Annotated in this window: 18 protein-coding genes; 3 read left to right on the top strand and 15 right to left on the bottom strand. The window is 41.9% G+C overall.

Annotation, left to right across the window (positions count from 1 at the left end):
- Positions 1-4: 4 nt before the first annotated feature.
- The 3 genes from KN811_RS03825 to KN811_RS03815 form a co-directional block, all read right to left on the bottom strand.
- Complete coding sequence (locus KN811_RS03825) at positions 5-328, bottom strand: ArsR/SmtB family transcription factor (RefSeq protein ID WP_187967188.1); 324 nt, start codon at positions 326-328, stop codon at positions 5-7.
- Positions 329-458: 130 nt separating this feature from the next.
- Positions 459-1,736: a M20 metallopeptidase family protein gene (locus tag KN811_RS03820; protein ID WP_187967189.1), complete on the bottom strand. Its 1,278-nt coding sequence runs from the start codon at positions 1,734-1,736 to the stop codon at positions 459-461.
- A 294-nt stretch (positions 1,737-2,030) separates the two neighbouring features.
- Positions 2,031-3,080, bottom strand: coding sequence for a serine hydrolase domain-containing protein (locus KN811_RS03815; RefSeq protein ID WP_187967190.1), 1,050 nt, complete (start codon positions 3,078-3,080; stop codon positions 2,031-2,033).
- 469 nt (positions 3,081-3,549) lie between these two features.
- On the opposite strand from KN811_RS03815, the gene KN811_RS03810 reads away from it, so the two are divergent.
- Positions 3,550-5,061 carry an Ig-like domain-containing protein gene (locus KN811_RS03810; RefSeq protein ID WP_187967191.1) on the top strand — a complete coding sequence of 504 codons (1,512 nt, stop codon included), beginning with the start codon at positions 3,550-3,552 and terminating at the stop codon, positions 5,059-5,061.
- Positions 5,062-5,284: 223 nt separating this feature from the next.
- On the opposite strand, the gene KN811_RS03805 is transcribed toward KN811_RS03810, so the two are convergent.
- The 7 genes from KN811_RS03805 to KN811_RS03775 form a co-directional block, all read right to left on the bottom strand.
- Positions 5,285-5,992, bottom strand: a complete 708-nt coding sequence (locus tag KN811_RS03805) for a hypothetical protein (RefSeq protein WP_187967192.1) — start codon at positions 5,990-5,992, stop codon at positions 5,285-5,287.
- Between the two features lie 43 nt (positions 5,993-6,035).
- Positions 6,036-6,446, bottom strand: a complete 411-nt coding sequence (tsaA, locus tag KN811_RS03800; RefSeq protein WP_187967193.1) for a tRNA (N6-threonylcarbamoyladenosine(37)-N6)-methyltransferase TrmO — start codon at positions 6,444-6,446, stop codon at positions 6,036-6,038.
- A 99-nt stretch (positions 6,447-6,545) separates the two neighbouring features.
- Entirely contained in the window at positions 6,546-7,028 is a 483-nt protein-coding gene (locus KN811_RS03795) for a hypothetical protein (RefSeq protein WP_187967194.1), read from the bottom strand.
- Between the two features lie 228 nt (positions 7,029-7,256).
- On the bottom strand, positions 7,257-7,661 hold the full coding sequence (locus KN811_RS03790) for a DoxX family protein (RefSeq protein ID WP_187967195.1): 405 nt from the start codon (positions 7,659-7,661) through the stop codon (positions 7,257-7,259).
- A 196-nt stretch (positions 7,662-7,857) separates the two neighbouring features.
- The gene (locus KN811_RS03785; protein WP_187967196.1) at positions 7,858-8,424 is read right to left on the bottom strand and encodes a Crp/Fnr family transcriptional regulator; all 567 of its coding nucleotides are present in this window, start codon (positions 8,422-8,424) and stop codon (positions 7,858-7,860) included.
- A gap of 168 nt (positions 8,425-8,592) precedes the next feature.
- The gene (locus KN811_RS03780) at positions 8,593-10,761 is read right to left on the bottom strand and encodes a DUF5916 domain-containing protein (protein ID WP_187967197.1); all 2,169 of its coding nucleotides are present in this window, start codon (positions 10,759-10,761) and stop codon (positions 8,593-8,595) included.
- 25 nt (positions 10,762-10,786) lie between these two features.
- Positions 10,787-12,085 (bottom strand): nuclear transport factor 2 family protein, encoded by a 1,299-nt coding sequence (locus KN811_RS03775; protein ID WP_187967198.1) that lies wholly within the window; start codon positions 12,083-12,085, stop codon positions 10,787-10,789.
- 607 nt (positions 12,086-12,692) lie between these two features.
- Here KN811_RS03775 and KN811_RS03770 point away from each other — a divergent pair.
- Entirely contained in the window at positions 12,693-13,739 is a 1,047-nt protein-coding gene (locus KN811_RS03770) for an AraC family transcriptional regulator (protein ID WP_187967199.1), read from the top strand.
- Positions 13,740-13,778: 39 nt separating this feature from the next.
- On the opposite strand, the gene KN811_RS03765 is transcribed toward KN811_RS03770, so the two are convergent.
- The 5 genes from KN811_RS03765 to KN811_RS03745 all read right to left on the bottom strand — a co-directional run bounded on the left by KN811_RS03765 (position 13,779) and on the right by KN811_RS03745 (position 20,005).
- A complete protein-coding gene (locus KN811_RS03765; protein WP_187967200.1) occupies positions 13,779-14,978 on the bottom strand; it encodes an amidohydrolase family protein in 1,200 nt (399 codons plus the stop codon).
- Positions 14,979-15,181: 203 nt separating this feature from the next.
- Positions 15,182-16,228, bottom strand: a complete 1,047-nt coding sequence (locus KN811_RS03760) for a helix-turn-helix domain-containing protein (protein ID WP_216334667.1) — start codon at positions 16,226-16,228, stop codon at positions 15,182-15,184.
- Between the two features lie 158 nt (positions 16,229-16,386).
- Positions 16,387-18,645: a xanthine dehydrogenase family protein molybdopterin-binding subunit gene (locus KN811_RS03755; protein ID WP_187967767.1), complete on the bottom strand. Its 2,259-nt coding sequence runs from the start codon at positions 18,643-18,645 to the stop codon at positions 16,387-16,389.
- Positions 18,646-18,700: 55 nt separating this feature from the next.
- A complete protein-coding gene (locus tag KN811_RS03750) occupies positions 18,701-19,156 on the bottom strand; it encodes a (2Fe-2S)-binding protein (protein WP_216334666.1) in 456 nt (151 codons plus the stop codon).
- Positions 19,157-19,258: 102 nt separating this feature from the next.
- Positions 19,259-20,005, bottom strand: a complete 747-nt coding sequence (locus KN811_RS03745; RefSeq protein WP_187967466.1) for a dienelactone hydrolase family protein — start codon at positions 20,003-20,005, stop codon at positions 19,259-19,261.
- Between the two features lie 591 nt (positions 20,006-20,596).
- Between KN811_RS03745 and KN811_RS03740 the strand changes: the two genes are divergently transcribed.
- Positions 20,597-21,967, top strand: coding sequence for a tetratricopeptide repeat protein (locus KN811_RS03740; RefSeq protein ID WP_187967467.1), 1,371 nt, complete (start codon positions 20,597-20,599; stop codon positions 21,965-21,967).
- Positions 21,968-21,994 lie beyond the last annotated feature (27 nt).

Genomic DNA, 21,994 nt, shown 5'->3' with positions numbered 1-21,994 from the left:
TATTCTATTGTTTTGATTGGTATTTTTTCATGATGCTCTCCAGCTTATTAAACCTGTCGTCCCACAACGTGCGGAAGGGCTCAATAAAATCTGCTATTTCCTTTAATTTTTGAGGATTCAGGTGATAGTGTATTTCCCTCCCGTTTTGTTCCGGTTTGAGCAACTCACACTCGGTGAGTATTTGCAGGTGTTTTGAAACTGTCGGTCTTGCGGTGTCAAAGTTTGAAGCTATTGCTCCTGCCGTCATGGATTGGGAAGCTACCAACAGCAGTATGGCCCTTCTTGTCGGGTCTGCTATGGCCTGAAATACATCTCGCCTTAAATTCATTATGAAGTTATTTGGCTACGAATATATATGTAGTTATTTAACTACGCAAATTTTTCTGCGGTTTTTCTAACGGGTGTTTTCCGTATCGCTTAGCTTCAAGATTGAATTATAGCCAGTTATATTTAGGCGGCTATTTACTGTTTGCCCTTTCCAGGAGCAATGATGAAAAATAGTGTACACCAAACCTTATACTTTCTTCATCAACCGCAAAACCGGGCGAATGTGGCATGGCAATGAAGTTTTTCTCCGGGTTAGACCCCCCCAAAAAGAAATATACCCCGGGGGTCTGTTGTTGAAAATAGGCAAAATCGTCATTAAAAAATGGTACTTGTCCGTAAATGGGCCTTACGAATTCATTTCCGTAAATTTTACGTATGGTGTTTAACGCTTCTTCGGTGAGCAACGGATCATTAATGACCGTTGGGACCTCACTAACATATTCAACGGACAAAAACTCGTCTTTATAGTTCGATTTTCGGATCCGTTGTTCTATGCTCAAGGGAATTTGTTCGAGCCTGGCCCGGTTGGTTTCGTTAAAAGTAACTTCGAACGCTATATCATTATCATTTTCCGTACCTGCAAATTCCCCCTGAAAGATCAAATAATCCCGATAAATGGTTTGAGGATTCTCAAGCCCGGTTTCAGGGGCAAATACATGCTCCAATGCCCAGGGCTGGCTGTCAGCTATTACACGAAACAGATCTTTATATATTGAATCGGTTATCGGCTTTAACTTCTCCAGGCCCTGCCCTTTTTTAAACCTGACCTTAATCCGCCTTGTATATGAATACATTTCATTTGGTTTTGCCGAAATATACCCTGATGGCATAGGGACGATATGAGCGCCATAGATCTCATCGGGCCTGGCGAATTCGAGTAAACCGTCATCAATCATTCGTTTGGCCCCTTTAAAATTTTCTTCAGCCGGTTGAAAAATGAAATAGACCGTTCCTTCTATATTTGGTTTTTGATTTACAAGAACGTTTGCAATCCCTAATCCTATGGCGGTATGGATATCGTGCCCGCAAATATGTCTTACCCCTTCATTTTCCGACCTGAACGTAACTTTATCAGGTGCGTCGCTTTTAAGGGCATCAATATCTGCACGCCAGGCTATTTTTCTACCTTTTTTGTCCCCGTTTAAAATGCCTATCACGCCATATCCTCCGACACCTGTTTTAACTTCCAGGCCTAAACCCGATAAATACTCCGCTATAATTTTGGAAGTTCTCTGTTCTTGTTCTGAAACTTCCGGGTGCCTATGCAGGTCCCTTCTGATCTCGACTAAACTGTCGAAAATCCGATCGGTATGTTTCTCAATGAGTTTGTGACTGTCACCCGGTTCTGCTTGTTTGCAACATACCGTAGTACCCATTATTAGTACAGCTAAAAAAAATCTAATACTCATGCCTGCAGTTTTAATTTGTGAACTGTATTTTTACCGGAATTAAACACAACCTGTTTACATCCGTTATTCTCCTACCCTATCCCGGTATTGGTTTTCGTATATAAATAGGACTATGAATTTATTAAAAAGTTACAGCAAACCGTTATTTTTTACCACGCCATAAAAATTCATATTTTACTGATACCTCATAAATTACACATAAAACCGCCCGCAGATACCGCAGAAAGGCGAAATACCAATTCAAAAGACCGGGGGATCGTATGGGTATTATTCTTGTGATGCACTTACAGTCTCCTAATTTACAAGGCTGAATATCTTATTACTTATTTCTTTCAGATCGCCCGTATCGGTATTACACAGAATGATCACGATCTTGTTGAAATTCATATCCGTGATAATTTCCGTGTTAAAGCCGTCAATACTTCCTCCGCGTCGTAAAACGGGATGGCCATATGTTTTGTCGTCAAAATAAAACCCGTATGTGGGCATGCCCTGTAACCCATCGATCCGGTTTTCTTTCTGAGGTTTTATCAAATAAGCCCGGCGGGTTTGTTCAGAAATTAATTTATCATTCCCTAATGCCATTATAAACCTGTACAAATCTTCGGTCGTAGAATACATCTGTCCTGCACCAAAATAATTTGACAGGAATCTCCTGTCGTTATAAAGAGGATCATTTGCCCCTCCCTTTCCAAAAGAATAATTATGATATCCGTATGCCAGGTTTAAAATAATATCGCTCTCATTTACAAACCCTGTATTGTCCAACTTCAAAGGGATCAATATCTGGGATTCGATGACTTCGGAAAAGGTTTTCTGGGTCGCTTTTTCTATAATTCCGGACAGCAAAACAAAATCTACATTGTTGTAGTTGAACTTTGCAGGGCCGGCCGTATCTTTTCTGAACACAAATTCTTTGATATAGCGATCTATTTTATATTTGGAAAGATATGCCCGAACAGGTTCATTAGACAGGCCCGAATGATGAATCAAAAGATCGGAAATATGTATATTTTGACAATTTGCCGGTAGGCCTTCGATATATTTTGAAATTTTGTCATTCAAATCGATCACTGATCTTTCCTGAAGTTGTAAAATGGCAACGGTTGTAAATAATTTGGTTATAGATGCTATTGGAAATCTTGTGCAGGAATCGATACGGACTTTAAATTGAAAGTTTGCAAATCCCCTGTTTATATTACTGATCACTTTTTTATCCTTGACCACTAGCGCAGTCCCGTTAAAATGCCCGTTTTTATATTCTGCATCAATCAGGTCCCCGACCGGGTCTTGCCCAAAGCATAGGGTTGAAACAATAACAACTAAAAAACAATATTTTTTCATTGAAACTAATATCCTTATCGCGGCTGACATTTGATGATCGCGGACGGTAACGCAACTGTTTCTATTTCCCTGTTCTGAATTTGAGGGTGTAAGGTTTTAACGGTATCGCATTTTCTGTCCTGTATCTCTACTGTTGGCCTGCTGTTTTCATATTATTCTTTATAGAAATTCAGCCTTTTGGGAAAATAACCTGTACCCTCTACAAAGGTTTCTATGGTTTTCCGGTCGGTATAATCCAACTCTATGATCAAGACGCAAAGTCATCCATAAAATAATGGTTTTCATCGGTTACGTTTTTATCGTAAAGATGACATACAATGTAAAATGTTACAGTTGTTTTCTAAAAGTTAAGGAAGGACAGGAAGCCATTTTATTTAAATTCGTAATTTTAGGATTTTATACCGGGAATTTCCCCCATCCTCCTGATGAAATCTCTACGGGAATACTAATTTTTAAAAACAACCTTAATATGGCCAATAATTACTTGAAAACAAATGCTTTAGTTAGATTTTTGATGATCACCTTTGTAGCCTTTGGGATTTTTAGTTGTTCCAACTCCGATTCCGATGAGCCGGAAGCCCCTCCTACGGCATCATCGGCTGAGATAAGGGTGGAAACTGCCGACGATTCTCAATTTGATTTTGGAAAAGTTGTGACCCGTATCGATAAGGTCAAAGAAGTTATTGTTTATAACGATAGTGATACGGACTTGTCTGTTTCGGATATAACATTGCCCAATGGTTATTCTGGCGACTGGACTTCCGGCACTATCAAAAAGGGAGCATCCAAAACCTTAAAAATAACCTTTTTGCCCACCGAGGAAATACAGTATTCGGGAAAAATCACATTTTCGAGCAATGCAAGCAATGCTTCATATTCCATCCCGGTCACCGGAACCGGGATAAGCCCGGTATATGACGGAGATATTCTTTTGAAAACCCAGGAAGAGCTTGAAGATTTTGTCACTTCGGGATATACCGGGGTCACCGGAGACCTGTGCCTGGGGTCGTGTAATCCGGGTTTTGACCCGAACGACCTGTTTGACCTCAAACCATTGCAAAATATTACCACGGTGGACAGGCTGAAAATTTTCAATACAAAAATTACCTCGCTCGAAGGTATTGAAAACATGGAACTGAAAACGGGCATAACGATCTGGCAAAACGAATTATTGGTCAATTTGGATCATTTTCCAAAGAACAATGAGGAAATAGCTATTGTCAATATCGCTGAAAATTCCAGCCTGATCGATATTAACGGCCTTTCCGGTGTTACTTCTATAGATTTTTTGCAGTTGGCCCGTAATAAAAACCTGGAAAACCTGGACGGGCTGGCCAATTTAAAAAGTATTAACTACGGGCTGACCATCAGAGAGAACATTAAAATAACCCACCTGGATGCCCTGGCTAATCTGTCTGTAGTAAACGGGAATATTTCCATTTCATATAATGATCAGTTATACAGCTTTTGCGGACTCAGGCCCTTACTGTCTTCCGGGGGGCTGCACGGAACTTTTTATGTCATGAGGTATAACAGGTATAACCCCACTCTTACTGAAATTATCGACGGTGTTTGTCAAAAGGAAGTACCGTCAAACACATATCACGGTGAAATGAGGATCGGAAGTCAATCCGCACTCGATACTTTTGCCGAAAGGAATTATGAAAAAGTTGAAGGCCGGGTCATTATTCTTATAGGGATTGATGATTCGATATCAAAGATCAACGATTTATCAGGATTGTCCAGCCTCAGGGAAATTACGCAATCGTTATCGATAGTCAGGACCCAGGTCACAAACTTAGACGGATTAAATAATCTTACCAAAATCGGCACTTCTTTACAAATTAAGGATAATGCCGGATTGTCGGACTATTGTGCTATTGTGCCCTTCGTTCAATCCGGGGCTGAATACTTTACGGCGAGAGGTAATTTATACAATCCGACATTAGATGAGTTAAAAGCCGGAGATTGCAAGAAGTAATGTTTTAACAACTGCATAAATTGGGAATGACAGGCATAATGAGGTTTGTATGTGGTCATGCCATACCGGCACATATCTTGATTTTCTGGATAAATTTTGCCAAATGTATGATTTAATCTTTGATAAGAAGGGACAAACTATTTGTCATATAGAACCAGGCAGGCTTAGACCCTGCCTGATCTTTATTTACATCGCTTTTAAATGCGAACCGTATCTTCGAGATTTAGTTGGCAACCACTTTTGATACTTTACCTTCACTGTTCAGGATTTCAATTTTCGGTTCATTATTTTCATCGACATATATTTTGATCCGGTCATTGCCAAATTCATCCTTGAGGAACATGCCCACCTGATCGTCAAAGTTTTTACCTGTGAACATGCGTGTCGCTCTAACGGGTTTTCCATCGTTTTGTGCTTCCAGCACTTTCATCACTTTATCATCGGAAAAACCTTTGGCCTTCAGTGAATCCCAAACATGTATTAATTCCGAGAGGGTTACTTTTTCTGACCGGTCCCAGAGTTTCAATCCATAACGCTGCTTTCCGTCTTTGTTCCTGGAATATTGCATTTGCATGATCTGATCGTTCTTATACTGATCGACAGAAAAAACCATGCTTGCACCTTCCTTTTTATTTCCGCCGTAGCCCAGTCCGCCCACTTCATCCTGTTCTTCATTAAAAAATATAATTCCGGGAGGCCTTTTCCTGTCCCCGATCATTTTACCGTCGAGCATCCCGGGATGTTGTCTGTCAGAGTTGCTGATCACCATTTTAAGTTTGCCGTCGGGTTCAACAACATTAATTCGTTCCACAGTGATCTCTTCAAATTTTTTCGGGGAAGAATCAGGTCGAAACCCTGTAATACCGATATACAACAAAAAGGCGGTAAGGGTGACCGCATAAAATTTCAGAAATGCATTTTTATTTTTCATATTTACTATTTTGAGGTTAAACAACTGTAACAAGAGGTGGTTTTTATTTAATACCGTAGTGTTCTTTTTTCAGATCGGGTTTTAGGTCTATCACCGGTGTCTGATCTATAGCCTCCAGTCCGGAAACTGTTATTTTATCACCTTGTTCTATTGAGGTTACATGCACATAATGGATCCCAATAGGATTGGGCCTGTCCGGTGACCGGGTTGAAAAAACACCTGTTATGGCCACCTTCGGATCATTGCGGGGCCTGGTGGCCAGAACGGTCCTGTCTGCCCGGTGTAACCAGGTGAGCAGGACAATATGATCACCTGGTTTTATATCTTTTAGTCCTACGGTAAATTCATCAAAAATTTCAATGACCGCTTCAGGGGCATGTTCATTTTCCTGTAAAGGGCATTCCCCGGGCTTTTGGAGCTCCGAGTGTATGGTTCCGATAGCTTTGAGTTCCATTTTCAATTTCCGCCTGTTAGATTGATTAGAAAAAAATAGAGTATTATATGAAGTAAAAAGATCATTTTGAAATCGATTAAGGAAGTTTAAACAGGTTCTTTAATTAAATTTAAAAACACTTAACACAAATATGATTAAAAACAAGGTGATCTGGGCCATGTATAATATGTTGATATTGGCTTTGATCTTTAATAGTTTTTGCTGTTCATTTTGATCGGATGCCCCCTCACTCAAAAGTTTTTTGAGCCTGGAGCGTTGCCTTCTTCCAACAATAAGGTCGTTGAAAATAATAATAAGGAGTAATCCCATCTTTGTCCGGAACCAGGTATGTTCGCCAAACACACCCTGGGTGAGGGCCATCATGGAGATCCCTGACAGGATAAGGAGACCTATACCGATACGGATCAGTATCTCCAACCGGGAAATAGTCTGGTGAATGGCAATTCCCCTGTGTTTATCAATGGCATATTGTTTCCAGAATTGTCGGGTCATTACATAGTTTCCCAGGGTAATTCCTGCCATCGTTGTCAGACCGGTAATATGTATTACCAGGGCCATGTGATAAAGAGTCATGGTTGTCATATTGGTTTAAATATTTAATGGTTATACACATCAATAATGATCGGGATCAGGGAAATTGGACATTCTTATGTGAATTATGAAACAAATCTATGATCTGACTTAAAAAACAGGCGCAGATTTTTATAGCCTTCTGCGAAAATCTGTGCCATCTGCGGGAAAAATCCAGGCGCAACATTTACTCAAAAGACTGAAAATGATATGGATATTATTTTTTGTTATGTACTTAGGTCACCTTTTTTTTGTGAGCAGACTTAAAGCAAAGGCAGCCGCCGAAGCGCAAAACACGGAATAATCCAGGGGAGCCTTTATACTATCGGAAAATGTCATGGACAGTGCAAATAAAAGCAGTAAGCCTCCGGCGCCTTTGGCAATAAGCGAGGTTTTAAAAGGAGTGAGCAAAGCTATACCAAAAACAATTTCCAATGCGGTGGCCAGGCCTCCTGTAAAAGAGATCATGGGAGTGGGAAACCAGGGGTTTAAAGTTTGTGTGTAGGCTATGAAATTATCCCAGTTTCCCCAGACCGTATGCGCTTCGTCCCATAGGCCAAACCGGTCGGCAACAGCCGATAAAAACCCTGCACTGATAGCAATACGTAAAAACCATTCTATTATTTTTTCTTCAGTAAATTTCATGCTTACTTTTTAAAAGGAGATGTGTTACTATTAAGGTGTGTTTTAAAGTAAAGCCGAATGTTATTTCGGGATAAGGAGGCGCCAATCCTGTTCTTTGTACTTTGCATCTTTTGTATATGTTCTTATGTTATACAACAAAGCTAGCAATAGCCTGCGGACCATTGCTTAAGATATATTAATAAATAGCCTTCCCTGTTTAAAATTTCCGGATCGTGCTGAGGTATTCCGGAGAGATATCCAGGTAAGACGCTATCATATATTGAGGGATCCGTTGCGCAAAATCAGGAAGGCTTTGAACGAAGTTAAAATACCGGTCTTTACTGTTCAATTGCGAGTAAAAGTCATTTCTTCGCTGGATAGCGATGAGCATATTTTGGGTAATGATCCTGAAAGCCCTTTCCAGTTTGGGGACGGAAACATACAAGGCTTCTAAGTTTTTCCTGCTTATCCTTAAAACCTCAGTCTCTTCTATGGCCTGCATAAACAATTTGCTCGGGCTTTCGCTGACGAAGCTCTCCATTTGAGTCACCCACCAGTTCTCTATGGCAAAGCGGGTGATCCTGTCTTTCCCTTCCTTGTCAAAATAATACGTCCTGACCAGGCCTTTAAGAATAAAATAATTAAACCGGCAAACCTCCCCCTGTTCCAGTAAATGGCCTTTTCGCCCGTATTTTTTGTATTCCAGCTTAGTGAGAAGCATATTGAACTCTGCATCGTCCAAAGCCACATAACGGCCAAAATATTTTCTTAATTGTTCTTCCATAATATTACCGGATTTCATATTGCCGATATAAAGATGGAAATTAAAAAAATGATTTGACAAAATTATAATTTGCGATATGATTTATCAAAAAACAAGGAGGCATGGGCGGGTCATAACCCATATATTGAAAAATAGCTAAGGTATTGCATGATAAAGCCCGGGTAGCTTCTATAAATCAAACCTGTAATTCATCTTAAAAGCCACTCCCCAATCGGTCCTGGAAATGGTATCGCTATAATTATCGGTTACCACCAGGTAGATGTACGAAAGCGGTTTATATTCCCATTGCAGCCTGCTGTTTATATTAAAGTTGTTCTCCTGGGTATTGTATTGTACATAAGTGGTCCAGTTCAGACGGTTACTGAAAAACACTTCTCCCGTAAATTGAGCCAGGTGAAAAGTTTTATTACCCAGTTCATTCAGATCCAGCGCATTGACCTCATATGAAATCCCTAAATTGGCGAGGGGCAATAGCCGATAGGTCAGGCCGGCAAATGCGGCCGAATTTTTTCCGCTGTAATATTCTCCGTGATGTATATATCCCTGGTACACGAGTTTTTTATTACTTACGGAATTATATCCTATTCTCGCCCGGACAAACCGGTAAGTATCCGGCATAAGCACATGGCCATTGCCCAAAGGATCAAATGCGTATTTCAGGTTTACATAATTGTGGTAGGCATTGAAATAAACAGCAGACAGGTCCTTAAAGAAAACCGCAGCATTGTAAAATGTGGCAGATTCTGTGACCTCCCCATGATCATCCCAATAGGTATCGTTGGAAAAATTGACATAGCGATAGGAATTAACAGCCTTTGAATTTTCAGGATATTTGGTGAGTTGCAGGCCCGTTGAAGATTGTGTATACCCTTCCCGGACCACTGTATCGTTTAAGGCATCATAATGGTTCAGGCGAGGGATAAACCCAACATCGGCCATATAATTCCGGCCTATATTTTTTACGGAAGCATTCCACAGAAAGCCTCTTTTATTATACCATATACCTGCATTGTAAAAACTGTTATCCCCGGAGACCCCGTGATTAAAGCTCCTGCCGTAATTGGCCAACCCTGTCCACCTGTTATTGTCCGACTTATAGTTAAGGTTAACTCCTGTTACACGATTGTACTCATTTATAAAATTGAATTTATCGGTTTGCTGTCTGTTGATTAAAAAACCGGTAGTGGTGAAGTTTTTGGACAGTTGGTGTTCTGTAACCAAAACCCCGTAATTCTGAGACGCTGCACTTCCCTCCTTTTCCGTTTGTACATTTAAAACCCCCAACCGTGTTTTCGGTGAAATGTTCCCGGATAACTTCAGGCCGAACTGGATGTCGGTACCGGCACCTATCCGCCTCGAATAAAACGGGTTGACCCCATCGGCCCCCAAATTAGAAAACAGGTCCGAGTTCTCTAAAAAGAAATTGCGCCTTTCCGGAAAAAAGACGGCAAAGCGTGTTAAATTGGTTACCTGCTGATCCACATCGATCTGGGAGAAGTCCGGGTTTATGGTGGCATCCAGTTTTAATGAGGAATTCAGATTGTACTGGACATCCAGACTTGGTTTTATCGTGGTTGTTTCGGTATCATTTATCACATCATTTTGATGGTTTACGGTAACCGACGGCGTTACTGCAAAGCGGGAGGCAGAGATATCGGGCAAATTTTCCACGTCAAATGCTTCGGTAAACCGAAGGTCGAAAAGCCTGTAATTCCGTTTTACATTTTTAAAAATGGTCCACGAATTGTTCTTTATATCTCGTACATAAAACTGTACCCCGAAAACAGGGTTGTTTTTATTGTAATTCAGTGCTTTCAGCGGAATTTCTATTTCATATCTTTTTAAATCTCCTGCTGTGGAAGTGTTGGTTTTCCAGACTACATTCCAACTGGTATTTATACCATAGCTGTCGCCGTCGCCCACACGCTCTATCAGTCCGTCCACCTGTGCACCGCCTGCATTAACTGCAAAATAGCAGGCGCTTTGTTGTTGGTATTGCGTATCGAGAATAAGCACAAATGTATCACTGGAAGATACTGTGTTGGTCAGATCGTCCCTTTTTAAAGAGCTTATCTGCACTTTTGAAGTGCTGTCTTTATAAATTGCGCTGATATACAAATACTCCCCATTGTGAAACAGCTTTACCGAAGTCTGGTTTTCGGCCAGGCCTTCATCGGTAGGGAGATGGTTGTAAAACCCGGTATATTCCGGTAATTGTTGCCAGACAGGTTCTTTAGGATTTCCGTCAATAGTTATTTCAGCATCTCTAAACACTATTGTTTGTGCTTTGATACCTGCCATGCCCAAAAAACAGCATAATAGCACCACTTTTTTCATCCGTTCCTGTTGATTTTTATATTTTCTAACTTCGGTTGGTTTCCCTGTCTGTTTTCGTTTTTATTTTCTCAATTACCTCTATGGCTACATCTTTAGATGATAAATAGTTTTGACCGGTTACCAGGTTTTCCTGTACTTCAACATGTGGAGAATTTCTTGGGGAAAACCTAAATGTTCCGCCTCTATTCTCAATGGTTTTTTGAATATGAAAAGGAAATTGTTTGAAATAATCCGCATCCTGTTTTTCGTACGCATCAGGATATCCGCTAATCACTTTTCCATGTACGAGATACTTTCCTTCTTTTGTTTTCAGGTTAACAATTCCCGCAGTTCCGTGACATACTGAAGAGATTATACCGTTATAGGCTTCAAAAATTTCCATGGATATTTTTTGGATATGGCTATTTTCAGGTACTCCATACATAGCGCTTCCTCCCCCGATATAATGAACAGCTTTATACTGTTCCGGTTTTATTTCTCCAGGTTTATGCGTGTGTTTAAGGGCATACATAAAATCCGGATTATACAAATATTTCCTGTGCAGAGAATCGGATGTATTAATATAGGCTAGTGGTATACTCCCACCATCCGGACTTACAAAATCTACGGTGAACCCGGCCTCTTTAAAGGTATCATAGGCGTTTACGATTTCTGAAAAACTGTTTCCTGTCGGTATGTCAGAACTGCCATGATAATATGCATTAGATACAATAAAAAGAATACGGTTCCCGGATCGATTGCTTTTCTCATAGCTCGCAGATTTGCTGACAATCTGCCATCCTTCTCCGGTTTTCTTCAGCAAAAAGAGGTCTGTAAACCGTGTTTTTCTTGCGGGGATTATAATTTCGGCTTTAGCCGTAGCAATATCATCCGAAATATCAATGGTTAAAATCTCGCCTATTCTGCCATTGAATGTGCCCGGTTTCCCTTTAAAGTATGTTAGATACTCTTTAGGGGTGATTATTTTAAATTCATTATTGATAGTTAAATATAAGGTTGCATTCCCGGCAAATGCACTTTCCAGCTTATCTAGCTTGTTGTATGAACTACCTGTTATATAATTTTGAAGTGTTTTTTCTATAAGGTCCCGGTCCGTATAAGTATTACGAGCCGGGGAACCTCCCAGGCCTTCGTAATAGAGCCTGCTGTCACTTACAAAACTTTTATCGTGATCGACGATCTGCTGTTCGTTCCTGTTCCCGTAGATCTTTATGAGCAGCTGTTGTTTTACCGCTTCAATACTATCCCTTTTATTGGTTTGGGAAATACCCGTAAAAGAAGAGAAAAAGACTATTGTAAATACCCAAAAAACTAAGTGTTTCATTTTGACCGATGTTTAAATTTTGGGTAAACATCCTTAAATCGGGTAAAAAAAGGGTATTAAGTTATAATGGAGATGTACGGATTTATAAATTCGAATAAAAAAACCGGGAAATTGCCCTTCCGGATCCCTCCTGTTTTTGCTCAATGAATATCTTTGTGTTCTGTACTTGACAAAAAAAATATCGGCATGAAGGAAGATTTCAGATATGAGATCTTGGACGTAAGATTATAGGACGTAAGACTTAGGACAGGCTCCATAAGGCATTCAAATAAAATGAACCATAATCGTAAATTATTACTGATGCGTTAAGTCTACTCTGTGCTCTTTGTGCCTACTTGGCGTCCTCTGTGGTTGATATTTAACCACGGAGACCACAAAGGTTTACACAAAGCTCACAGGGGCAAAATCAAATCAAAAAAAACAAATAATATGCTTAAAGCCAGTTGTATTAGTACTTTACAAGGATTGACCAAAAATTAACGCATCACTACTAACTGTAAATCTAAAATCTAATGTCTTATATCTTATGTCTTGAAGTCTTAAGTCAAAAAACAATGGATTTTTGAATTTTTGTCATGTACTAAAATCTTTGTGTTTAAAATATTTTATGGATCCGGAACATCAACTCCTGTTTTTCTTTAGTGCCATAGGTGCTTTTAACGGTCTCTTTCTTAGCATTTATTTTGCCTTTTTTGTAAAGCACAGAAACAGGGCCAATTATTTTCTTTCGGCATTGATGCTGGTACTTAGTATAAGGATCATAAAATCCGTTTTTCTATTTTTTTATCCGTTCATTTCCGAGCTGTTTATACATATCGGATTATCTGCCTGTGCACTCATCGGGCCATTTTTGTATCTGTATGTAAAAAACACCACTACCCGTAAAAATTACCGCAACAGGTATTGGCTCTATCATATTGTACCCACAGTGCTGGTTATGGTGATTATTGAATACCTCTATCCTTACCGACAGCATAGGGGGTTCTGGAATTTTTTCGGTTTCAACTTTTTATATACGCAGTGGATTGTTTATGTGATCCTTTCGGGAATCGTTATAAAAAGTGCTTTTGCCACCCTGGTCAAAAAAGGAAAAAAAATGACCGATGAAGAAATCTGGCTTATCAGCCTGGTAGCCGGAGTAGCCATTATCTGGGCCGCTTACAGAACAACGGAATACACCTCGTATATCGTAGGGGCTTTGTCCTTTTCTTTTGTCTTTTACCTGATACTGCTCCTCTGGTTTTTTAAAAGAAGAAAAACAACTCCCTTTTTCTTTGCCGAACAGACGAAATATGCCAATAAGAAAATCGAAACGGGTGAAGCTACTGAAATCCTCTCCAGGTTAAATATACTTTTTGAACAAAAGGAATCCTATAAAAATCCAAACCTGAAACTGGCTGATGTCGCCGACCAACTGGACATGCCTTCACATCATTTATCGCAATGCCTGAACGATAACCTGGGCAGGGGTTTTTCGGCATTTATCAATGAATACAGGGTGAAGGAAGCCGAAAAAATGCTGGCCACCGACCATCACCTTACCGTAGAGGCGATAGGATACGAATGCGGGTTTTCTTCAAAATCTACATTTTATTCGGCCTTTAAAAACCTCAAAGGTACTACGCCTGCAAAATATAAAAAGATATATACTTAAAGGTTTTGATATCCGGCAAGTATGGATGTCCTGTACTTCCTATCGTATAATTTTTTCGAGCAGCTTTTTTTGATGAAAAACTTTGCCGTTAGTAATGGTTACTGTAATCGTAGCTATATTTTCTATATTTTCAAGCGGATTTTTAGCAAGGATAACAAGGTCTGCGTCTTTACCGGTTTCAACAGTTCCCCATTGGCCGTTTTTATTAAAAAACATTGCAGGATTTGTGGTGGCCGATTTGAGTATGGTATAATTGTCTACCCCTATCCGGCTCCAGTTTATCATTTCTTCGTATACATTAAACCCGTCCGCCTGAAAATGGTTCCCGGCATCTCCTCCGATTAGAAGTATGCAATCATTTTCATAGAGCTTTTTAAGAATATACTGTTTCCTTTTAAATTGTTCTTTGTATTTATCCCTGGCAACAGTTACTTTGTCACTCCCGCCCGCTTTATCAATTGCTTCAGCATACCTGCTTTCCCATTTTTGTATATATTTTGAAGGAAGCATCCGGTAGGTCAGCCGCTTTTTATAAAGCTCGGGGTATTGTAAATCATAAGCCATGATGTCCCAGTCGAGTGTTGGGCAATTATACACCTGATATTTTTTGGTTAACAGAACCGCTTCCTGTAATTGTTCATTAGTTTCAAATCCGTTATATCCCGCCAGGTGTTCAATACTTTTATACTTGTTTTTGAGCACTTTTTCCATTTCAACCATAACGGTCTTACCCTCATTCTGGTAAGTCGGATAATGCCCGCAAATTGTAATATTATATTTTTGGGCAGACCTTACAAGATTGTCAAAAGTGGATTCGTCAGATAGGCTAAATAGTTTGATAAAGCTGATATCTTGATTTTTGATCGTAACCATCAGGCTGTCTGCTTCCGGCCCTGAATAGGTCTCATCTCGTTTTATAATATGACTGTAATAAATTTTTGGGCTTTCCAATTGTCCTGAAGCTATTCTTTCTTTTATCTCCTTTTGAGGTACTTTGCTGTTCATGACCCTGATATGTGTTACCCCGGCTGCAATATTCATGAGTAAAAGGGTATCAATCTTTTCAAGTTCGGGCATATGGACATGCATATCGGCCAGGCCTGGCATTAAAAATTTATCCTTTCCGTTAATGACCCTTGTCCGCTTGTTTTTTTTGATTTTCGAGAACTTATCGACCTGTTTGATCTTTCCTTCCCGGATCAAAACACTCTGTCTTTTTATCAAAGTGTCCGAAGTCATCGGAATGATATCAATATCCTTAACGATAATGTCCTGGGCCTTTATAGTTCCTCCTGTATAGTTCCTCCTGTAAAAAGGAGCAGGAATAAAATACAGATTTTGTACATATGTGAATCATGGGATTTAAACAAAAATATTTAAATTATTACAAAATGAGATGATCGGTCATCACAAGAGGTCCGGAATTATAAATTCGGATAAAATCAGGAAAACCGCTTTTTAAACTCGGCAGGGGTTTGTCCGATACATTTTTTAAATGCCGTGTAAAATGTAGATCTCGAAGAAAACCCGGCTTCAAAACCAATGGCTTCCAGCGTGAACTGCTCACTTTCCCTGATCAGCTTTTTGGCTTCTTCAATCCGGTATTCATTGATAAACAGGGCAAAACTTTTTCCCAGGTTGTCATTCAATAATTGAGAGAGTTTATGGGGCGGGATATTTATTTTCCGTGCCACCTGCCCCAATTTAATATTGGGATCCTTGTACAATTCTTCGCTCAGCATTGTTTTGTGCAGGGCCTGCACCAGGGCCGAGGCCTCGGCGTCTTCGATTTTTTTTGAGGCGTATTTCTGCGGGATATCCCGGAAGACCGTATCCCTGTTTTTCTTGGACAACAGAAAAAACAGCAATGCATAAAATACAAAAGAAAAGGTCAATGTCCCGACCAGGTAGAGCAGGAAGTAGCCGATAACATAAGCCGTAAAGATCAGCCCGTTCCCCGTATATACCCCTATAAGCCACAGTTCCTGGGTGGTACACTGTGCTTTCCTGTCAAAGAGTTTTTTGATGATATCCCTGAGAACAAAGCCCGAAAGAAGCAAATAAATTCCCCAGACGATATAAATGAACAATGCCAGATAATTGTCCCAGAACTCTTTTTCATCGGTCGCAAGAGGCTTAACTATGCCGATACCGAGGATAAGGATCACTAAAACCGCATAGTGAACCTTCCAGGAAACCGGGACCTTTTTAGTGTTCTCTACCGAGGATTTCAGGTAAAAATACAGGGAAACCCCGATCAGGAAACATGCAGAAAGCCCGATCTGGATATATAACAGGTTCGGGGGTTCAACAAAAAGGGCATATAAGGATTTTCCTATACGCAAACTGAGCATAAGCATCAACAAGCCGAAAAAAAAGTTCTGAACCCGTTTTTGACGGGAGAAAAACAGAAAATACAGGCTTACAAGAAATCCGTTAAAAACCCCCAGGGCACAGAAAAAAAACAAAACCGGGTTCTGAAAGGTCATCTATGTTTTTAGGTTAAAATAATTTTTGGAATTAAAGGGCGGTTGCCAATTACAGGTTACAAGTTACAAGTTACAAGTTGCAGGTTACAAGTTGCAGGTTGCAGGTTTAGATCAATCTACAACCTGCAACCTTAAACCTTGAACTTTAAACCCCATCACTACCCGATCACCGGTTTTTCTGCAATAAACGGCTGGTGATAATGGCGCTGTCCGGTAGCTTTGTACAGGGCATTGGCCAGGGCTCCCATGATGGGCGGAAAAGGTGGCTCTCCGAGGCCGGAAGGATGTTCATCGCTTTCTACGAAGTGAACTTCTATGGCTTTTGGAGCTTCTTCATGCCTGATAAGCCGGTAGCGGTCGAAATTGCGTTGTTCCGGTTTGCCGTCCTTAAAGGTCAACTGGCTGTACATGGCATGTCCTATTCCGTCTACGGTACCTCCTTCGACGAGGTTGATGGCCGCTATCGGGTTGACCACGATACCACAGTCTACGGCACAATATACTTTCCGGACCTCGGGCTTGTTGTTTTTCATGACCATTTCCAGAACATTGGCCACATATGAATTATGACAGAAGTAAGCCGAAACACCCCTGTGCACACCGGTATTGTTCTCCGTTTTCCAGTTCGATTTTTCCCTGACCAGTTCTAAAACACCTGCATAACGGCTGGCATCGTAATCATTATTTTCCCCTACCGGATCTGAAGTGGCCCGTTTTAAAAGTTCCAGGCGGAAATCAATGGGGTCCTTTTCCATGGTCTCTGCCACCTCGTCCAGGAAGGCCTGCTCCACACCAGCTATAAAGTTGGAACGCGGGGCACGAAAAGCACCTACGGTAATATTTGACTCCATCTCCCAGGACTCGGCGAGATAGTTGTCTATGGCACCTGCCGGGAACCTGTTGGCAAAGAGCGGGCTCTCGGGTATCCCTCCTGCCCTTACATGAAATGCAATGAGCTTATTGTCGGCATCCAGGGCAGCCCGGTAGGTGGCGTGATACGACGGGCGGTAATTTCCGAAAGTCATATCGTCTTCGCGCGTATAGATCAGTTTAACCGGGGCTTTTATCTCCTGGGAGATCACGGCGGCCTCTACAACAAAATGTCCGTAAAGGCGTCGTCCGAAACCACCACCCTGACGGGTCATTTGTATATCGATCTTGTCCAGCGGAAGACCGATCCGGGCGGCCACAGACTGCTCCATGAACTCCGGGGTTTGTACCGGCCCCGCAAGCTCGGCCTTATCTTCCGTTACGTGGGCAAAAAAGTTCATCGGTTCCATAGTGTTATGTGCCAGGAAAGGAGCAGTATAGCTGCGTTCGATGACTTTTGCGGCTTTTTTGAAAGCCGCTTCCGGGTCACCGTCTTTACGGGCCACCTTTAACTGTTTGGCCGGAAACTTGTCCATTTTTTCCATATGGACACCGGTGTTTTCCAATCCGCCCGGCATTTTTTTGGAAAATGTGTCGTCACCCGAGTACGTCTTAAAGGCTTCTTCATACCCTTTAAAGGGTTCCCATTCCAGTTTCAGTGCTTTTTTGGCGTTCATAACTTCCCAGGTGGTGTTACCGACAACCACCACCAATTCCTGGAAAGCATCGGCATCGAACATACTTCTTACATAATCGTCTTTATAGGTTTTTATGGTTAGAACATCTTTGATCCCCGGCATGGCTTTTGCTTCGGCATCGTCTACCGATTTTAGCTTCAGGCCGAAAGCAGGCGGGTGCGCGATCATGGCAATGAGCATTCCTTCTTTGTGGTAATCCAGTCCGTACAGCGGTTTCCCCGTGACGATCTTCTTGCCGTCGACATTCTTTCGGGATGTCCCTATGATCTTAAAATCTTTGGAGTCCTTCAGTTTTACTTCTTCCGGTACGGGGATCTCAGTAGCGGCCGAAGCCATTTCGCCATAACCTGCCGATTTTCCACTGTTTTTGTGATGCAAGGTACCGTTGTCCGTAGTGATCTCTTCTGCGGGCACTTCCCATGCCCTGGCTGCTGCTGCTACCAGCATCTGCCTTGCCGTAGCCCCGGCCATACGGAGGCCGTCCCAGCCCTGCCGGATCGATTGGCTCCCTCCTGCCAGTTGACGGGTAAATATGGAGGTGTTGAGCGGCGCCTGTTCCACGATGACTTTTTTCCAGTCCGCATCGAGCTCTTCGGCGACGATCATGGGCATGGAAGTCTTTACGTTCTGCCCTATTTCAGGGTTGGGCGACATGATAGTGACCATTCCGTTCTCCCCTATTTTCAGGAAGCCGTTGATCTCAAACCATTCCCTGGGCATGTTGGATACCTGTTCGGGACTCGGTTTGCAGGACACGAACCAGCTAAAACCGAGCATCATACCGCCTCCTGCCAATGCCGTACTTTTCAGGAAAGAACGCCTGTTGTATGTTGTTTTAATGATTGTCATTTTTGAATGTTTTTGTGGTGATGAGTAGAATTCCCTTTTCCGGATCTCCGGATGGCTATGAATCCGAGGCCGCTTTAACTGCTGCTTTAATCCTGGTATAGGTGCCACAACGACAAATGTTACCGTTCATCGCTGTTTCTATTTCCTCATCTGTGGGATGAGGGTTTTCTTTTAAAAGTGCAGCGGCGGTCATGATCTGTCCGGCCTGGCAGTATCCGCACTGGGGCACATCCTGTTCGAGCCATGCCTTCTGTACGGGATGGTCGCCCTCTTCAGACAAGCCTTCGATGGTAGTGATCTTCTTTTCTCCGACGGCCGAGACGGGGATCTGGCACGAACGGACCGCCATTTCATCGAGATGAATGGTACATGCTCCGCATTGGGCAATGCCGCAACCGAATTTGGTTCCCACCAGCCCGAGATGGTCCCTGAGCACCCAAAGCATGGGGGTAGAAGGATCGACATCGACCTGCCGGGTCTTTCCGTTAATCGTAAGGTTAAAATTAGTCATGTTTGTTTTTTTGGTTAATTTAAGGATGCTATCGAAATATTTTATTATAAAATTCAAGCAGTAAGTTATGAAATTCAAATATTTCCGTGTCTTAAAAAGAAGTTAATCATCAAATAATTCCTGTAAAAACATCAAGGTATGCCGCCATGAGCGTTTGGACATGATCTCATTATAGTCCGGCGATTCGGGGTTGGTAAATGTGTGTTTACTGTTGGCATAATAGATCATCTGCCAGTCGGCTTTTCCTTCATCGAGTTCGGTCCGGAAGTCCTTTAAGATCTGTTCGCTGGCCGAGGCATCATCAGCTCCGTGAAGAACCAGTATTTTTGGTTTTAAGGCCACATTGGCCCGGGTGGCATCCTTGCCCAGTCCGCCGTGTATGGAAACCGCACCCGATACCGGCAGGTTGCCCCGAGCAGCTTCCAGGGCCCCTGTGCCGCCGAAGCAATACCCTATGACAGCCAGTTTGTCCGGGTCAGCACCTGCTTTTTGAAGTTGATCTAACGCCAGTTGAATACGTTTTTGGTATAAGGCATAATCGGTTTTAAATGCTGTTGCTATTTTTCCGGCCTCGCTCCTGTTGGCAGGGACATTCCCTTCTCCGTAAATATCCGCAACAAATGCGATGTAGCCTTCTTTTTCAAGGTTTAACGCAGCCGTTCTGGCCTCATTGTCAATTCCCATCCAGGCGGGAAGCACTAAAACCCCCGGAGATTTTTTCCCGGAATTACCAGTAACCAGCCCGTTCAGCTTTTGAGTGTCATCGGCATATTCAACAAGAGCTAAGCCTTGTGCTACAGTCGTTTGAAGGGCCCCAATTAACGTCATGATCACAATGATTTTTTTCATGGTGTTTTACTTATTGTGTTATTTATAGAAAGCTATGCCCGATAATTTATTCCCGGGTTTTGTATAACGTAACCGTCCTTTACCATGTTTCTATCGGTCTCAAAAGGTGAGTTTAGCCTGGTCCTTTTTATGCGGTTAGAAAGAAAGGGCTACGTAAATATACCAAATTCCCGAAAAAAAGGAGCAGAAAAAATAAGTTATCCACCTCATTTTTAATTCTGTAAGATTGTATCCGGAAGCTGTTTCCGGGAATAGTGCAGAACTAAAAAAAGGAACTATCTCTCCGGTATTGTCTGGCGTTGTTATTTTATTTTGTTCCATGACTGGCTGAGTTTCCGGATTACGATGGGCTACGAAATAACAAAAAAGATCCCGGAAACGCCTTTGGTTGCCGTTAAAAGATTGATAGGAAATTGATACGGCTACGCCGGGAGATTGAATGAGATTGAAATGTTCAGGATTAATCTTCCGTAAACAAAATTTAAACTGCTACTAAGATTTTTTGTAATTTAGTAGATGTACTTTTAAGCAACTTTTGTTTTTATAAGTTTGTTAGGCAGTACGTTAATGGTTAACCAACAAACACAGATCATGAAAAAGCAAATCTCCGTATGGGCCGCCGTTCTGGGCTTTATCTTTGTTGCTTCAGGGCAACAGGTGCAGAATCCGGAATGTCCGCAAAACCTCTCCATCTTTGATCAGCATGCCAAGAAAAAGGATTATGACGCTGCTTATGACCCCTGGAAGATGGTCTATGAAAATTGTCCTAAACTGCATTGGGCCACTTATCATTATGGGGAACGGATCTTACAGCACAAAATAAAAAAGGACCCGGCCAACAAGGAGATGTATATTAAAATGCTGACAGAACTTTACGAAACCGCCCCGAAAAATTTCCCTGACCATTATACTGAAGTAGGTAGCCTTATCGATATGGCCCTGATGAAAAACGATTATAAGCTGGGTTCGGACGAGGAGATCTACAATCTTTTGGACAAGGCTTTCAAAAAAAACAAGGACGACTTTAAAAACCCCAAGGCCCTGTACCTTTACTTCTCCACCCTGGTCGATCTGCAGGCTGCGGGAAAAAAAGACCTTCAGGAGGTTTTTGACGTCTATGACGACGTTACGGAAAAGATCGCTACTGAAAACCAGGAGCTTGCGGAGACCATTGTAAAATATGTCCCCGGGGAAGATGCCGGTACCCTGAAGAGCAAAGAGAAAAAAATACTGGCCGCCGCCCGTCAGAACGGGGAGAACTATGAGAAAATAAGTGGCAGTATCGATACCAAACTCGGAAAACTGGCGGATTGTGATAACCTTATTCCTCTTTACCAGAAAAATTTCGAAGCTCACAAAAACGATGCTGCCTGGCTGAAGAGCGCCGCAGGAAAAATGGATGAAAAAGGGTGTACTTCAGATGCCGTTTTTGTTAAACTCGTTGAGGCCCTGGATAAAATAGAACCTTCTGCAAGTTCCAAACTATACCTGGGCTCTTTATATGAAGAACAGGGAAATTCCTCCAAATCCCTGGAGTTTTATAAACAATCCATAGACCTGGAAGCCGATCCTTTAAAAAAATCCCAAAGGCTAACCTATATAGCATCCAAGGTCAGTAAACGCGGGCAGAAATCTGCGGCACGGAACTATTCGCAACAGGCCCTGAAGTTAAATCCTGCCAACGGTACCCCCTACCTGATCCTCGCCAACCTGTATGCCAACAGCGCCAACGAGTGTGGAAGTACTACCTTTGAGAAAAGGGCCATTTACTGGAAAGCGGCCGAAATGGCCAGAAAGGCCGGCCAGGTAGACCCGTCTCTGAAGAGCAGGGCTGCACAGGCCGTCGCCGGCTATGAAGGCCGGGCACCGAGCAGACAGGACATTTTCAGTTCTAATATGGCCGGAAAAACCATTAAATTCAATTGCTGGATCGGCGGTAGCGTTAAAGTGCCGAACCTATAAGATGTAAATGACTCGCTCAATTAGCAA

The organism is Sinomicrobium weinanense, from assembly GCF_018863395.1.
Taxonomy (GTDB): Bacteria; Bacteroidota; Bacteroidia; order Flavobacteriales; family Flavobacteriaceae; genus Sinomicrobium; species Sinomicrobium weinanense.
The sequence above is the reverse complement of the archived record's forward strand: the minus strand, read 5'-3'. Positions and strand labels throughout refer to the sequence as shown.